Below are 15,166 nucleotides of genomic sequence, written 5' to 3'. Positions count from 1 at the left end.
TAGCATTTCTGACCAGTTTGTTTTAGAGTAGTGGCGGCAAGCTGTTAATGGATCCAATTTAGGACTACTGGGCTTAGTTGTTTCTTTTTATCAATAAGATTCCTAAGGTAAGTGGATTAAAAAAGTCCATTGATTTCGGCGTCAATCTTGTTGATTACCAAGCCCAAATCTTCCGGTTCGTCCACGAAATTCAATTTGTCAACATCAATGACCAAAAGATTGCCTTTTTCATAGCTTTGCGCCCAGGCTTCGTAGCGTTCGTTCAATCGGCTTAGGTAGTCGATGGAAATACTGTTTTCATATTCACGTCCGCGCTTGTGAATTTGATTTACCAAATTTGGGATGGAACTTCTTAAATAAATCAATAGATCTGGAGGTTGTACCAAAGACTCCATTAATTCGAACAAACTGGTGTAATTGCTGAAATCCCTATTGGTCATTAAACCCATGGCATGAAGGTTTGGGGCAAAAATGTGGGCATCTTCGTAAATGGTCCTGTCCTGAATAGTGTCTTTGCCACCCTTCCTTATCTGTAAAATTTGTCTGTACCTATTGTTTAAAAAGTAAATCTGGAGATTAAAGCTCCATCTTTCCATTTGATTGTAAAAGTCATCCAAATAGGGATTGTCTACCACATCTTCAAATTGGGCCTCCCATTGGTAGTGTTTGGATAGTAATCTTGTCAAGGTTGTTTTGCCAGCCCCAATATTTCCTGCAACGGCGATATGCATAGGTTTGTAATTATGGTTAGTGTTTTTGCACTTATAATAAAGAGGTACAATATACAAGATATCGGGTGCATGGTAAAATCTTTGTGGGAATATCCGATAAAAAACTTATGGAAAAGGATAATTGTATTTTTTATTCATTTTGGATTAAACCAAATCAAATTGTTGCAGTCTTAGGGTTGATATAAATTATATAATAATGAAAATTTTCTATTTGTTTTCCTTGATGCTATTGGCATCCCAATTCGGAATTTATGCCCAGGATTTTCAGGGCGAGGCCACTTATTTTAGTAAGACCACTGTTAATATGGATTTTGGGGGAAGGCAAATTCCGGAGGATAGAAAAAAGGAAATAATGCAAAGAATGAAGGAAGCCAATGAGCGGACCTATATTTTAACCTTTGACAAATCCGCATCGATATACAGTGAGGAGGAAAGATTGGAACAACCTGGCAACGACAGGGGAGGTAGACGATTCGGCATGATGAGCGGAGCCGGTGGGGATTATTATAAAGATGTAAAGGAAGGTAGGTATTTGGTTAAAAATGAACTTTTGGGAAAGATTTTTCTAGTAGATGATACTTTGCCCAAATTGGAATGGAAACTGGGAGGGGAGTCAAAGCAGATCGGTAATTATACTGCCTTTAAGGCCACTGCAACCAAAACTATTAAAAGGCCCAATATGAGGGCAATTTTTCGTAGGGGAGGTGGAAACGATGATAATCAGGAAGAGGAATTTACAGAAAAGGATATTGAGATAACTGCTTGGTATGCTCCGGATATCCCTGTAAATCAAGGTCCAGGGGAATATTGGGGGCTTCCTGGTCTAATTTTGGAAGTTACAGATGATGTTACGGTTATTCTGTGTACAAAACTGGTACTCAACCCAACAGAGAAGAAAGAGATAAAGGCACCAAATAAGGGCAAAACGGTTACTCAAGAGGAATATGATAAAATATCCAAAGAAAAGATGGCCGAGATGAGGGAGAATTTTCGTCGTGGTGGCGGAGGAAATAGAGGTGGTGGAGGTGGCAGGCCATAGTTCTTACTTTTTTTAGTCATTAACCATATTTTAGGTATTTTAATATTTTATAGATGTACAATAAGAATGTTTATTCCGTACTTGTAGCTATTTTTGCTTTTACTACAGCTTTCGGTCAAGAAATTACCCTAACGGGAACAGTAAAGGATTCTACAGGAGTAGGAGTCGATATGGCAAATGTCATTGCCATAAATACAGAAACCAAGGCGTTGGAATCTTACGGTATAACAAATCATAGTGGACTCTATAAGTTAAATTTGAAAGCAGGAGCAAATTTTAATGTTCGTGTAAGCTATTTAGGTTTTAAAACGGAAGAATTCTCTTTTACCGCGCCTACAAACAATGTTAACAAGGACATTGTTCTTTATGAGCAAACCAATCAGTTGGACGAGGTTGAGGTTACCTACGAGATGCCCGTTTCGGTGAAGGGAGATACCATAGTTTATAATACGGATTCTTTTGTTACAGGTACGGAAAAGAAGCTTAAGGATGTACTGGCCAATTTACCTGGGGTAGAAATAAATGAAGATGGGCAAATAGAGGTAGAGGGGAAACAAGTGACCAAAGTAATGGTAGAGGGCAAGGATTTCTTTGATGGGGATTCCAAGCTGGCGGCAGAAAATATTCCGGCCAATGCCTTGGATAAAATAGAGGTTTTGAGGAATTTTAATGAGGTAACCCAAATGAAGGGACTAACCAATGATACGGACAATGTTGCGCTTAATATTAAGTTGAAGGAAGGGAAGAAGAGGTTTTGGTTTGGTGAAATAACGGCAGGCGTTGGTACCAATGATAGTTATTTAGCGCATCCAAAATTGTTTTACTACAGTCCGGATTACAGTATAAATATTATTACCGATCTTAATAATATTGGTGAAGCTCCTTTTAATAGAAGGGATTACCAGAATTTTACCGGCGGATTTAGAAATCTGGGCAGTTCAAGTGGAAGTTCCATTGATATTGGGGGTGATGGCCTGGGATTGTCCAGTCTTCAGAACAATAGGGCAAAAAACATAGATACTAAGTTTGCCGCTGTAAATTTTAGTTATTCCCCAAAGGAAAATTGGGATTTGAGTGGATTTGGTATTTATTCCTATACCGGGACCATAATGGAAAACCAAACGAGAAGGGTTTATATTTCCTCCAATGAAACGGAGGATGCCACTACCTCTACAGATCAAACCGCTCATTTGGGATTGGCGAAATTTAGTTCCAAGTACAAGCCTAATGACAGGTTGCAATTTGATTATGACATACTTTTGAAACAATCTGATGATGATGAAATTGAGAACGTTATTTCAGTTTCCACAATTACCGATGAAATTACGGAAACCAAGAAGCAAAGGCCTATTTCCGTAAATCAAAATGCCAATATTTATTATACCACTCTAAATTCAAAGAATATTTTTGCATTTGAAGCCCAACATATTTATCAGGATGAGGATCCATTTTACAATGCTATAAGGGATAATTTTGCCTTTATTGATATTTTTCCGGTAGATGAAGATCAGAGTATCTATAACCTCAATCAGGGAAAAAATACCATAACCAATAAAGTGGATGCGAAATTGGATTATTATTGGGTAACCGGCCAAAAGAGTAATTTAAATTTTACTCTGGGTACTACACAGAGTCATCAAAATTTTAATTCCGACATTTTTCAAATATTGGATGGTGGGGCACCATTGACTTTTACAGACAGCGAGTTCAACAACGATGTAACTTATAATGTTTCGGATTTGTATTTGGGTTTTCATTATAAGGTAATAGCAGGGATATTTACCTTTAATCCGGGTGTTACCTTACATCAATACAGTACTAAAAACGAACAGCTGGGAACTACTGTTGAGGATAATTTAACCGCTTTGTTGCCCGATCTGTACATAAATGCGCAACTTAAAAAATCAGAAAATATTCGATTTAATTATAGGGTATCAAGATCTTTTACCGATGTTAATAGCTTTGCGGAGGCCTATGTGCTCAATAACTACAACTCCGTTTATTCTGGGAACAGGGATTTGGAGAGTGCTTTGAATCACAATCTATCATTGAACTTCTTTAGTTTTAATATGTTCAATTTTACCAATATTTTCGGGAATGTTACTTATACCAAACGAATAGACGCGCTTAAAAGTTCTTCGGAAATTATTGGGATAAACAGGATTGGTACTACCATAAATTCTAATTTGGAAGACGAATCCTTAAGTGCCAATGGTAGGTATCAACGAACTTTTGGTAAAATAAAAGCTTCCGTAGGGGCAAATGTTTCCTGGTCTGCCACCAATAATATTATTGATTTGGAACCTAGAAGATCGGAATCCTTTACACAGAACTATACTTCTTCCCTGGCCACCAATTTTAGGAATGCCCCAAACCTGGAGGTAGGTTATAGGTATAATGTAAATAATTATGATAATGGGGGTAGAAAAACTACCTTTTATACGAACCAGCCCTATGCTAAGTTTGATGCCAACTTTCTAAAAAGCTTCATTTTTACCATGGATTATGATTACTATAAGTATATGGACAAAGATAATACCATCGACAATACGTATAGTTTTTTGGAAGGAAACCTTAGTTACCAGAAAAAGGACAGTCCGTGGGAATTTGGGATTAAGGGTACCAACCTGCTTGGAACGGATACCTTGAATAGGGATAGCACCAACGAATTATTTTTTACGACCTCTGCTTATTTCATTCAACCAAGGTATATCCTGTTTACCGTAAAATACGATTTGTAGATTTTTAGGGTCAATTTTAAATTTGTTGTTAAACATTTTTAGTTACGTCAAGAATTCTTGTACTTTTGTACGCGAAAAAATATCGAGGAAGGATTTGACTGATTGCAACCTCATGTGCTGAATTAGTTTCGGCATAAATAAATGCTAAAGCAGTTTACGTTGTTCTGTTCCATTGGAACTGTAACATCCACTCTTCTCTAGTATGCTTGGTCAAATCCCTATTAATTTTTATTTAGAAAGGATTTATGGCATATTTATTTACTTCGGAATCTGTTAGTGAAGGACATCCAGATAAAATAGCGGATCAAATTAGTGATGCGTTATTGGATCATTTTTTGGCTTTTGACTCGGAAAGCAAGGTGGCTTGCGAAACCTTGGTGACCACTGGTCAGGTGGTATTGGCCGGGGAAGTTAAGAGCCATACCTATCTTGATGTACAACAAATAGCGAGGGATGTTATCAATAAAATTGGGTATACCAATGGTGATTATAAGTTTAGCGGGGATTCCTGTGGTGTAATTTCGTTGATCCATGAGCAGTCCAAAGAGATCAACCAAGGGGTAGATCGTGGTGCCAAAGAAGATCAGGGGGCAGGCGATCAAGGTATGATGTTCGGTTATGCCACCAAGGAAACGGAAAACTATATGCCTTTGGCCTTGGATATTTCCCATAAAATATTGCAGGTTTTGGCAGATTTGAGAAGGGTAGGAGATGCAATTTCCTATCTAAGGCCAGATGCCAAGGCGCAAGTAACTATAGAATATTCCGATGATAATGTTCCACAACGAATAGATACTATTGTTGTTTCTACGCAGCATGATGAGTTTGATAAGGATGACGATGTGATGTTGGCCAAAATTAAGAAGGATATTATTTCAATTCTTATACCAAGGGTCAAGGAACAATTGCCAGTGGCAATACAGAAGCTTTTTAACGATACTATAAAGTACCATATTAACCCTACAGGGAAATTTGTTATAGGTGGGCCCCATGGCGATACCGGTTTAACCGGAAGAAAGATTATCGTGGACACCTATGGTGGCAAGGGGGCCCATGGTGGCGGAGCTTTTAGTGGAAAAGACCCCAGTAAAGTAGATCGAAGTGCTGCCTATGCCGCGCGCCATGCAGCCAAAAATCTTGTTGCTGCAGGGGTTGCCGATGAAATTTTGGTTCAGGTTAGTTACGCTATAGGTGTTGTGGAGCCTACTTCTATTTTTGTGGATACCTATGGTTCCGCTAAAGTAGCTTTGAGCGATGGCGAGATTGCCAAGAAAGTATCCCAATTGTTTGATATGCGTCCTTTTTCCATAGAAGACAGATTAAAACTTAGAAATCCCATTTATTTGGAAACGGCGGCCTACGGACATATGGGCAAAGAACCTAAAAAAATAACCAAGATTTTTGAATCGCCTTACAACGGAAGGGTAGAAAAGGAAGTGGAATTATTTACTTGGGAGAAATTGGATGCCGTTGATATGGTGAAGGAAGCCTTCGGTTTATAATTTTATTGAAAAGATTAGGAAAAAAGAATTTTCCATACCTATATTTGCAAACCTAAAGTTCAAACACTTATTGAATTGTTATCAAGAAAGGTGGAGGGAATAGACCCTTTGAAGCCTTAGCAACCCTTTGATCAATTATTAAAGAAGGTGCTAAATTCTACCTAAATACTGGGCCAAATTATTAAGGCTTGTTTTACAGTATCCATGGCAGATAACACTAACGGTTACTTCTGTAACGGATTTTCTTTTTAACTTTTTGATTTTATAATATTGCATTGTCCGCATTATTTGTTTTGGCTTTTTATTTTATCTATTTTAATAATATAAAAAAACAAGAAATCATGAGTACTCAAAAATTTTCAACAAACGCTTTGCATGCCGGACATGACACAAAATTAACAGCTGGCACCAGAGCGGTACCTATTTATCAGAATACCGCCTATGTATTTAATAATACGGACCATGCGGCCAATCTTTTTAATTTATCGGAACCTGGCTTTATTTACACTAGGCTGAACAACCCTACCAATGACATTTTGGAGCAGCGTTTGGCAGCCTTGGAAGGTGGTATTGCCAGTGTGGTTACCGCATCCGGGACAGCAGCCATTTCTACCGCTTTATTGGTTCTACTTAAAACGGGTGATCATATTGTGGCTTCCAGTAGCCTTTATGGAGGAACCTATAATTTGTTGGCGGTGACTTTGCCAAGATTGGGCATAACCACCACTTTTGTTGAGCCAGGGGATGAGGAGAATTTTGCCAATGCCATTCAGGAAAATACAAGGGCCATTTTCGTGGAATCCTTGGGGAATCCTAAATTGGACGTATTGGATTTGAAGGCAATATCCGAAGTGGCCAAAAAAGCCAAAATACCATTTATAGTAGATAATACGGTTGCTACTAGTGCTCTGATAAAACCAATTGAATATGGAGCAAACATTGTAATACATTCCCTTACAAAATATATTAATGGCAATGGTACTTCCATGGGAGGTGTAATTGTAGATGCAGGAACTTTCGATTGGAGCAGTGGAAAATTCCCTGAGTTTACCGAGCCATCCCCGGGTTACCATGGATTGGTCTATCACGATGTCTTGGGAGCGGCAGCCTTTATTGCAAAAGTAAGAATTGAAGGTTTAAGGGACCTAGGAGCTGCCTTGAGTCCGTTTAATGCCTTTCAAATTATTCAAGGTTTGGAAACCTTGGAACTTCGTATAAAGAAACATAGCGAAAATGCTTTGGAATTGGCCAAATGGTTAGAGGGTAGAAAGGAAGTGGCATGGGTAAACTATCCTGGCCTTTCATCCAGTCCCTATTATTCCTTGGCAAAGAAATATCTTCCAAAAGGACAAAGTGGAATCGTGACCTTCGGGGTTAAAGGAGGTTATGAATCGGCCAAAAAGGTGGTCGATGAAACCAAGCTATTTTCTTTATTGGCCAATATTGGAGATACAAAGTCTTTAATTATTCATCCTGCGAGTACAACGCACCAACAATTAGATGATGAAGCCCAGCAAACTACAGGAGTAACAAAAGATCTAATACGTCTATGTGTAGGGTTGGAGGATATTGAAGATATAAAAGCGGATTTGGTGCAGGCATTTTCTGTCATTGATAAATCTGTTTTGGCATAATAAATATTTAATATCCTTTTGTAGGCATTGGTAAAGTGATACGGGAGTGCAGCAATTAATATGTTAAATAACATCGCGCTCCCTTGTCTTTTTATAATCTATGACAATGTTGATTAAAGTCAATTACTAGTACAAACAACCTATGTTACATCATCTTTCAATAAATAAATACATAACCTATAGCGGTAAGACCTTGGATATTAATCTGTCCTATGAGATCTTTGGCCAACCATTGCATTCCGCACCTATCATATTGGTAAACCACGCCCTTACCGGTAATTCCAATGTGGCGGGCGAAAATGGCTGGTGGACAACCTTGATCGGGGAGGGTAAATGTATAGACACCAAGAAGTACACCATTCTATGTTTCAATATACCTGGAAATGGGTATGATGGGTTTGTAATAGATAATTACAAGGATTTTGTTGCCAAGGACATTGCCAAGATTTTTCTTCTTGGACTGGAGGCCTTAAAAATAAGTAAGTTATATGCACTTATAGGTGGTTCTTTAGGAGGGGGTATCGCCTGGGAAATGGCTGCCCTTGATCCCCACTTAACAGAACATCTTATTCCGGTAGCATCCGATTGGAAGTCTACGGACTGGCTTATTGCCAATTGCCAGATTCAGGAACAGTTTTTAATAAACTCCAAGCAGCCAGTGCATGATGCACGTATGCATGCCATGCTCTGTTATAGGACACCGGAATCCTTTAAGGAGCGTTTTAAAAGAAGTACCAATGAGGAGCTAAAAGTCTTTAATGTAGAGAGTTGGTTGACACACCATGGTAAAAAATTACAGGAACGTTTTCAATTGTCTGCCTACAAACTAATGAATCAATTGCTGAAGACCATTGATATCAATAGAAATGGGGAAGAGGCATTTATTAATCTACAGAATAGCGATACCAATATCCATATTATTGGGGTAGATTCCGACCTTTTTTTTACGGCCCAGGAAAACAAGGATACCTTTAAGAAATTGGCCCAGGCAAACAGCAATGTAACCTACGGGGAAATACATTCCCTACACGGGCATGATGCCTTCTTGATAGAGTTCAATCAAATGGAGGAGTTGTTAAAGGGAGTTTTTGAGCGTAATGGAAGATCTAAAAAAGTGAAGGTCCTGAAATTTGGTGGCAAGTCATTGGCCAATGGAGAGGGGTTGGATACCGTACTTCAGATAATAACGGATAAGGTCGCCGATGGTGAAAATATTGCAGTAGTTGTTTCGGCAAGGAACAAGGCTACGGACGAATTGGAAGCTATTTTGGACAAAGCCGCCAAAGGGTTGGACTATGTAAAGGATTTTGAAGAATTTGAAAAATATCAAAAGCACACCTATAGCAATGTAAATCTTTCCGAAGACTTTCGTGGATTGGTAAAATTGTTTGAAGGGGTAGCATTATTGGGGGATTATAGCCCTAAAATAAAGGACCAGGTGTTGGCTTTTGGAGAGTTGCTTTCCGCAAAATTGGTGACCAAATTGCTTATTGGCAGAGGGGTCAATGCAAAATTCATCGATTCGAGACAACTTATTAAAACAGATTCCAACTTTGGCGATGCCAAGGTATTGGAGACCTTGTCCAAGGAAAATGTAAAAAGTGAGTTTGGGAAATTGGAAATGGATGCAGTAGTGGTCACTACTGGTTTTATTGCCTCCAATGAGCAGAATGAAACAACTACCTTGGGTAGAAATGGAAGTAATTATTCCGCTGCCTTATTGGCCAATTACCTCAATGCGGAAGAATTGCAGAACTACACCCATGTAGATGGGATATTTACGGCCAACCCGGATTTGGTTCCAGAGGCCAAAAGAATCTCGGAACTTTCCTATAGCGAAGCTAATGAGTTGGCAAATTTTGGAACCAATATCTTACATGCAAAGACTATTATTCCATTAATAGAAAAGAATATTCCGCTGCGGATCCTAAATACCTTTAACAACGATAATGAGGGTACCTTGATCAGTGCCAAGACCAGCAAGGAGGGTATAAAATCCTTGTCCGTCATCGAAAATATGGCGTTGATCAATTTAGAAGGTCGCGGTTTATTGGGTAAGGTAGGGGTAGATGCCCGTATCTTTAGGACAATGGGCAATAACAATATAAGTGTTAGTATTATTTCCCAAGGGTCATCGGAAAGGGGGATTGGTTTGGTGGTCGACGCCAAAAATGCCAATTTGGCCAAAACTTCCTTGGAAGAGGAGTTTCAAACCGATTTCAAACTACAGGATATCAACAATATCACGGTTATAGATCAAGTATCGGTTATTTCCATTGTAGGACAGGACTTGAGTACTTTTCACAAGCCATTCAATGCACTCATCAAAAACCAGGTGGTTCCTTTGTTGTTCAACAATACCGTTTCGGGAAAAAATGTGAGTTTGGTGGTAAAAAAATCAGATTTGCACAAGGCATTGAATGTAGTGCACGGGCAGATATTTGGGATAAGCAAAAAAGTGAATTTGGCCATTTTTGGACATGGAAACGTTGGTGGAACCCTAATTGATCAAATTCTTAAATCCAATAAGACCATCGAAAAAAGAAAGGGTATCCATATCAATGTATTTGCGGTTGCCAATTCTAAAAAGGTTCTTTTGAATAAAAATGGGATTTCCAAAAATTGGAAAAGCGCCATGGAAACTAAGGCTATACCCTACAAACTGGACGATATATTTAAATATGCCAAGGACAATCATTTGGAAAACCTTATTGCGGTAGACAATACTGCCAATGAAGATTTTGTGGCCTCCTATTTTGATTTTGTGGATAATGGATTTGATTTGGTGTCATCCAATAAGATTGCCAATACACTACGGTTCGATTATTACCAGTTGCTTAGGGAGGAACTTGCCAAGCATCAAAAGCAATACTTATATGAAACCAACGTAGGTGCGGGATTGCCTTTGATAGATACCATTAAATTGTTGCATCTTTCAGGAGAGAACATCACCAGAATAAAAGGGGTGTTTTCGGGTTCCTTAAGCTATATTTTCAACACCTTTTCGGAAAAGGATGCCTTGTTCTCGGAAATTTTAAGGGAAGCGATGGACTTGGGGTATACCGAACCGGATCCGCGCGAAGATCTTTCGGGTAACGATGTGGGCAGGAAGCTGCTTATTTTGGCCAGGGAATTGGATCTGAGCAATGAGTTTTCGGATATTCAAATTGAAAATTTGATTCCGGAGTCGTTGCAGGATGGGGACGTAAAAGGCTTTTTGGAGCGATTGGCTATCTTGGATGAAAAGTTTAGCAAGATAAAGAATGCGCAAAAGCCTGGTCATGTACTACGTTATGTAGGGGACCTGTCCGGGGACCTGCAAAAGGAAAAAGGGAAGTTGGAGGTAAAATTGATCTCTGTTCCCAAAGAAAGCGCTCTAGGACAAATAAAAGGATCGGATTCCATCATTGAAATATATACAGAGTCCTATGGACAGCATCCGTTGGTTATTCAAGGTGCGGGCGCAGGAGCTGCGGTTACGGCCAGGGGTGTTTTTGGGGATATATTGCGAATTGCGGAAAAAGGATAAATTTCTGTGGCTTCGGCTCCGCTCAGCCACCGGGGAAATGTCATTAAATAGCCGAATCCTACATCGGAATCATGCATATTAATTTTAGTAGGAGAAAATAGAAGAATTAGACAGATCAGAAATAATGAAGAAGAATTTTAAATTTGAAACGGAAGCTATACGCACCCAAACGGAACGCACCCAATTTTTGGAGCATTCCACACCAATGTATTTAACCTCTAGTTTTATTTTTGAGGATGCGGAGGACATGCGTGCCTCTTTCGCGGAGGAAAAGGAACGTAATATATATTCAAGGTATAGCAACCCCAATTCTTCCGAGTTTATTGAAAAGGTTTGTAAGATGGAAGGGGCCGAGGATGGTTTTGCCTTTGCGTCGGGTATGGCGGCCGTGTTTTCAACTTTTGCTGCGCTATTGGATAGTGGGGATCACATAATTTCTTCTAGAAGTATATTTGGGTCTACCCATAGCTTGTTCACTCAGTTTTTCCCAAAATGGAATGTGTCAACCAGCTATTTTAAAATAGATGAGCTGGATAAATTAGAGAAATTGCTCACTCCAAAAACCAAAATTATCTATGCAGAGACGCCCACCAATCCGGGAGTGGACGTTTTGGACTTAGAGGTATTGGGCAATTTTGCCAAAAAGCACAATTTGATATATATCATAGATAATTGTTTTGCTTCGCCCTATTTACAGCAGCCTATAAAGTATGGGGCCGATTTGGTCATCCATTCAGGAACAAAATTAATGGATGGTCAAGGAAGGGTCTTGGCCGGTATCACTGTGGGGAGCAAGGCATTGATAGATAAGGTGTATCGCTTTTCCAGGATAACTGGCCCTTCGTTATCACCTTTTAATGCTTGGGTGCTATCCAAAAGTTTGGAAACTTTGGCACTGCGGGTAGACAAGCATTGTGACAATGCACTGAAGCTGGCCGAATTCCTGGAGGGTAACCCCAAGGTTAATTGGGTAAAATATCCCTTTTTAAAATCGCATCCTAAATATGAAGTGGCCAAGAAACAGATGAAGGCAGGGGGTTGCGTTGTGGCATTTGAGGTAAAAGGAGGGGTTGAGGCCGGACAAAAATTCTTCAACGCTATAAAAATGTTGTCATTGTCGGCCAATTTAGGGGATTCAAGAAGCATAGTTACACATCCGGCGTCTACCACACACAGTAAATTGTCCGTGGAGGAAAGATTGGCTTCCGGAATTACCGATGGTATGGTAAGGGTGTCGGTAGGCTTGGAGCATATAGATGATATCATCGCAGATATTGAACAGGCATTGGGATAGCAGGAAATACAAATAGATTGCCTTGTTGCTAAACCTCTTTATGTAAAATTGGGGCATGCCTAATTGTGAATGTTAATTTTCCTTATCTTCGCTGCATGCTTTCCAAAAAGACAAAATACGGATTAAAGGCGCTTACCTTCTTGGCGGCCCAAAAGGGACGTACTCCTGTTCAGATTTCTGAAATAGCCAAACATGAGAACATTTCCCAAAAGTTTTTAGAGAGCATTCTTCTTACTTTGAGAAAAACAGGTATTCTTGGTTCCAAAAAAGGAAAGGGTGGAGGCTATTACCTTATTAAGGATCCCAAGGATATTCCAATGACCACCGTTATGAGGGTGTTGGAAGGACCTATCGCAATGGTGCCCTGTGTAAGTTTAAATTTCTACGAAAAATGTGAGGATTGTCCCGATGAGGCCAGCTGCTCCGTACATAAATTGATGCTACAGGTAAGGGACAGTACCCTAGAGGTCTTTAGGAACAATACGCTTGCCGACCTAGTGCCTTAAGGATTAGCCATATTTTGTGGTAGTGCGGTAATTTGTTCTGTAATTTGCTTATGGACATTAATTATCTTCAAAATTCAAAGGAAATTTTATTAATCTACTAAATTTATAGGGTAAGTTGAATTTTAACTATATTTTTTTATTGTGGTTCGAAAAATATTTTTATTTTTGCTTACTCTATTAAATCGATAGGGTAATAAATTTAAGTTTTTTGTCATATGATTGCTGAACAATTAATCGCAAATAATAATTCAAATACTGTAACTAAAAGCTATAAGGCGGATAAGTCTTCCGAGAATCCTAAAAGGAGTATTGCTAAATCTATTAGTTGGAGAATTATTGGAACCTTGGACACTATTCTTATTTCTTGGATCGTTACCGGGACATTGTCAGTTGCATTTTCTATTGGAGTTGTAGAGTTGTTTACCAAGATGTTGTTGTATTTCTTCCATGAAAGAATCTGGAACAAGATTAATTGGGGAAAGTAGAACGGTAAAATTCAGAGTAATTAAAGAATTGAGGATAATGGCATATACAGAGGAGCAAATACACAAGTTAAATCAACAATTTAAAGGGATACCACCAGAGGAAATAATTTCATGGGCAATACAGTCTGCCGAGAAGCCTGTGGTAACCACAAATTTCCGGCCATACGAAGTTGCTATTTTACATGCGGTGACGGAAGTTTCCCCTCATATTCCTGTTATTTGGTGCGATACAGGTTATAATACGCCCAATACCTATAAGCATGCCGAAGAATTAATTACAAGATTGCATTTGAATGTAAAATTATATGTTCCCAAGCAAACTTCTTCACACAGGGATGCTATCATGGGGATTCCTGGTATTGATGATCCCAGACATCAGCTTTTTACGGAGCAGGTAAAATTGGAACCGTTTAGAAGGGCCATGGAGGAGCATAAGCCAGATGTTTGGTTTACGAATCTAAGACAGGGGCAAACTGCTTTAAGGGATTCTTTGGATATTTTAAGTTTAAGTAGGGATGGGGTGTTGAAGGTGAGTCCTTTTTATCATTTTAATGATAGTCAATTGGATGCTTACCTCAAGGACAGGAATTTACCCAATGAGCATAAGTATTTCGACCCTACCAAGGTTTTGGAAAACCGGGAATGTGGATTGCATACCTAAGAAAAGAATATTAACAATTGGCGAATGATTCCTTTGGGGTAAGCCAATTAAATACAGAATTATTGTGAGCATTGTAGAATCAGAATTGGAAACATTAGTAGGCGTGAACGAATCGAATGAATTGGAGGTATTGAACAATAATGCTTTGGAGAACGAAGCTATTTATATTTTAAGGGAAGTAGCTGCCCAGTTTGAAAAACCGGTATTGCTGTTTTCTGGGGGTAAAGATTCCATTACTTTGGTTAGATTGGCTCAGAAGGCCTTTTATCCGGCTAAGATACCTTTCCCTTTAATGCATATAGATACCGGACATAATTTTCCGGAGACCATTGCCTTTAGGGATAAATTGGTCAAGGAATTGGGTGTGGAGTTGATTGTGCGTAATGTTCAGGATTCCATAGATCAAGGTAAAGTTGTGGAGGAAACTGGCAAATACTCCAGTAGGAACATGTTGCAGACTACCACATTGCTCGATGCCATTGAGGAATTTAAGTTTGATGCCTGTATTGGAGGTGCAAGAAGAGATGAGGAAAAGGCGCGTGCCAAAGAACGTATCTTCTCGGTTCGTGACGACTTTGGTCAGTGGGATGAGAAAAACCAGCGTCCGGAATTGTTCGACATGTTGAATGGTCAGATAGAGTTGGGACAGAACGTAAGGGTTTTTCCAATTAGTAACTGGACGGAATTGGATGTTTGGAGCTATATCCAAAAAGAGCAAATAGAAATACCATCCATCTATTTTGCCCATAAGAGAAAGATATTCCTTAGGGACGGATTTATTTGGTCTGCAGAAGACGATGTGGTATTCCGTGCAGAAGATGAAAAAGTGGAGGAGCGTATGGTTCGTTTTAGAACTGTTGGGGACATGAGTTGTACCTCCGCGGTACTGTCCCATGCAGATACCATTGAAAAGGTAGTAGGTGAGATTAGGGAATCCAAGATTTCCGAAAGGGGAGCTAGGATAGATGATAAGCGTTCCGAAGCGGCAATGGAGAAAAGAAAACAACAAGGATACTTTTAAAGTCGGCAGTAGTAATTGGTTGG

The 15,166-nt window shown here is 39.3% G+C and carries 11 protein-coding genes and 1 riboswitch; of the genes, 10 read left to right on the top strand and 1 reads right to left on the bottom strand.

The features are described 5' to 3' along the window. Window positions 1–116: 116 nt before the first annotated feature. The gene (locus tag BUA60_RS21505; RefSeq protein ID WP_072865432.1) at window positions 117–731 is read right to left on the bottom strand and encodes a deoxynucleoside kinase; all 615 of its coding nucleotides are present in this window, start codon (window positions 729–731) and stop codon (window positions 117–119) included. Window positions 732–927: 196 nt separating this feature from the next. Between BUA60_RS21505 and BUA60_RS21495 the strand changes: the two genes are divergently transcribed. The 10 genes from BUA60_RS21495 (at window position 928) to cysD (ending at window position 15,143) form a co-directional block, all read left to right on the top strand. Then, window positions 928–1,770, top strand: a complete 843-nt coding sequence (locus BUA60_RS21495; protein WP_072865428.1) for a GLPGLI family protein — start codon at window positions 928–930, stop codon at window positions 1,768–1,770. A 53-nt stretch (window positions 1,771–1,823) separates the two neighbouring features. Then, a complete protein-coding gene (locus BUA60_RS21490) occupies window positions 1,824–4,511 on the top strand; it encodes a carboxypeptidase regulatory-like domain-containing protein (RefSeq protein ID WP_072865426.1) in 2,688 nt (895 codons plus the stop codon). A 245-nt stretch (window positions 4,512–4,756) separates the two neighbouring features. Further along, window positions 4,757–6,013 (top strand): methionine adenosyltransferase, encoded by a 1,257-nt coding sequence (metK, locus tag BUA60_RS21485; protein WP_072865425.1) that lies wholly within the window; start codon window positions 4,757–4,759, stop codon window positions 6,011–6,013. Window positions 6,014–6,088: 75 nt separating this feature from the next. After that, a riboswitch (SAM riboswitch) is annotated at window positions 6,089–6,197 on the top strand. 157 nt (window positions 6,198–6,354) lie between these two features. Then, window positions 6,355–7,647, top strand: a complete 1,293-nt coding sequence (locus BUA60_RS21480) for an O-acetylhomoserine aminocarboxypropyltransferase/cysteine synthase family protein (protein WP_072865530.1) — start codon at window positions 6,355–6,357, stop codon at window positions 7,645–7,647. Between the two features lie 142 nt (window positions 7,648–7,789). Next, a complete protein-coding gene (gene thrA / locus BUA60_RS21475) occupies window positions 7,790–11,176 on the top strand; it encodes a bifunctional aspartate kinase/homoserine dehydrogenase I (RefSeq protein WP_072865423.1) in 3,387 nt (1,128 codons plus the stop codon). Between the two features lie 124 nt (window positions 11,177–11,300). Further along, window positions 11,301–12,470 (top strand): trans-sulfuration enzyme family protein, encoded by a 1,170-nt coding sequence (locus BUA60_RS21470; protein ID WP_072865421.1) that lies wholly within the window; start codon window positions 11,301–11,303, stop codon window positions 12,468–12,470. 95 nt (window positions 12,471–12,565) lie between these two features. Further along, window positions 12,566–12,976, top strand: a complete 411-nt coding sequence (locus BUA60_RS21465) for an RrF2 family transcriptional regulator (protein ID WP_072865418.1) — start codon at window positions 12,566–12,568, stop codon at window positions 12,974–12,976. A 215-nt stretch (window positions 12,977–13,191) separates the two neighbouring features. Then, entirely contained in the window at window positions 13,192–13,461 is a 270-nt protein-coding gene (locus BUA60_RS21460; RefSeq protein WP_072865416.1) for a DUF2061 domain-containing protein, read from the top strand. Between the two features lie 37 nt (window positions 13,462–13,498). Then, the gene (locus BUA60_RS21455) at window positions 13,499–14,122 is read left to right on the top strand and encodes a phosphoadenosine phosphosulfate reductase domain-containing protein (protein ID WP_072865528.1); all 624 of its coding nucleotides are present in this window, start codon (window positions 13,499–13,501) and stop codon (window positions 14,120–14,122) included. A 121-nt stretch (window positions 14,123–14,243) separates the two neighbouring features. Beyond that, entirely contained in the window at window positions 14,244–15,143 is a 900-nt protein-coding gene (gene cysD / locus BUA60_RS21450) for a sulfate adenylyltransferase subunit CysD (protein WP_143153255.1), read from the top strand. Window positions 15,144–15,166 lie beyond the last annotated feature (23 nt).

It is taken from the genome of Arenibacter palladensis, assembly GCF_900129275.1.
GTDB lineage: Bacteria > Bacteroidota > Bacteroidia > Flavobacteriales > Flavobacteriaceae > Arenibacter > Arenibacter palladensis.
Note: the sequence above shows the minus strand (reverse complement) of the source record. Positions and strands in the feature narration are given on the sequence as shown.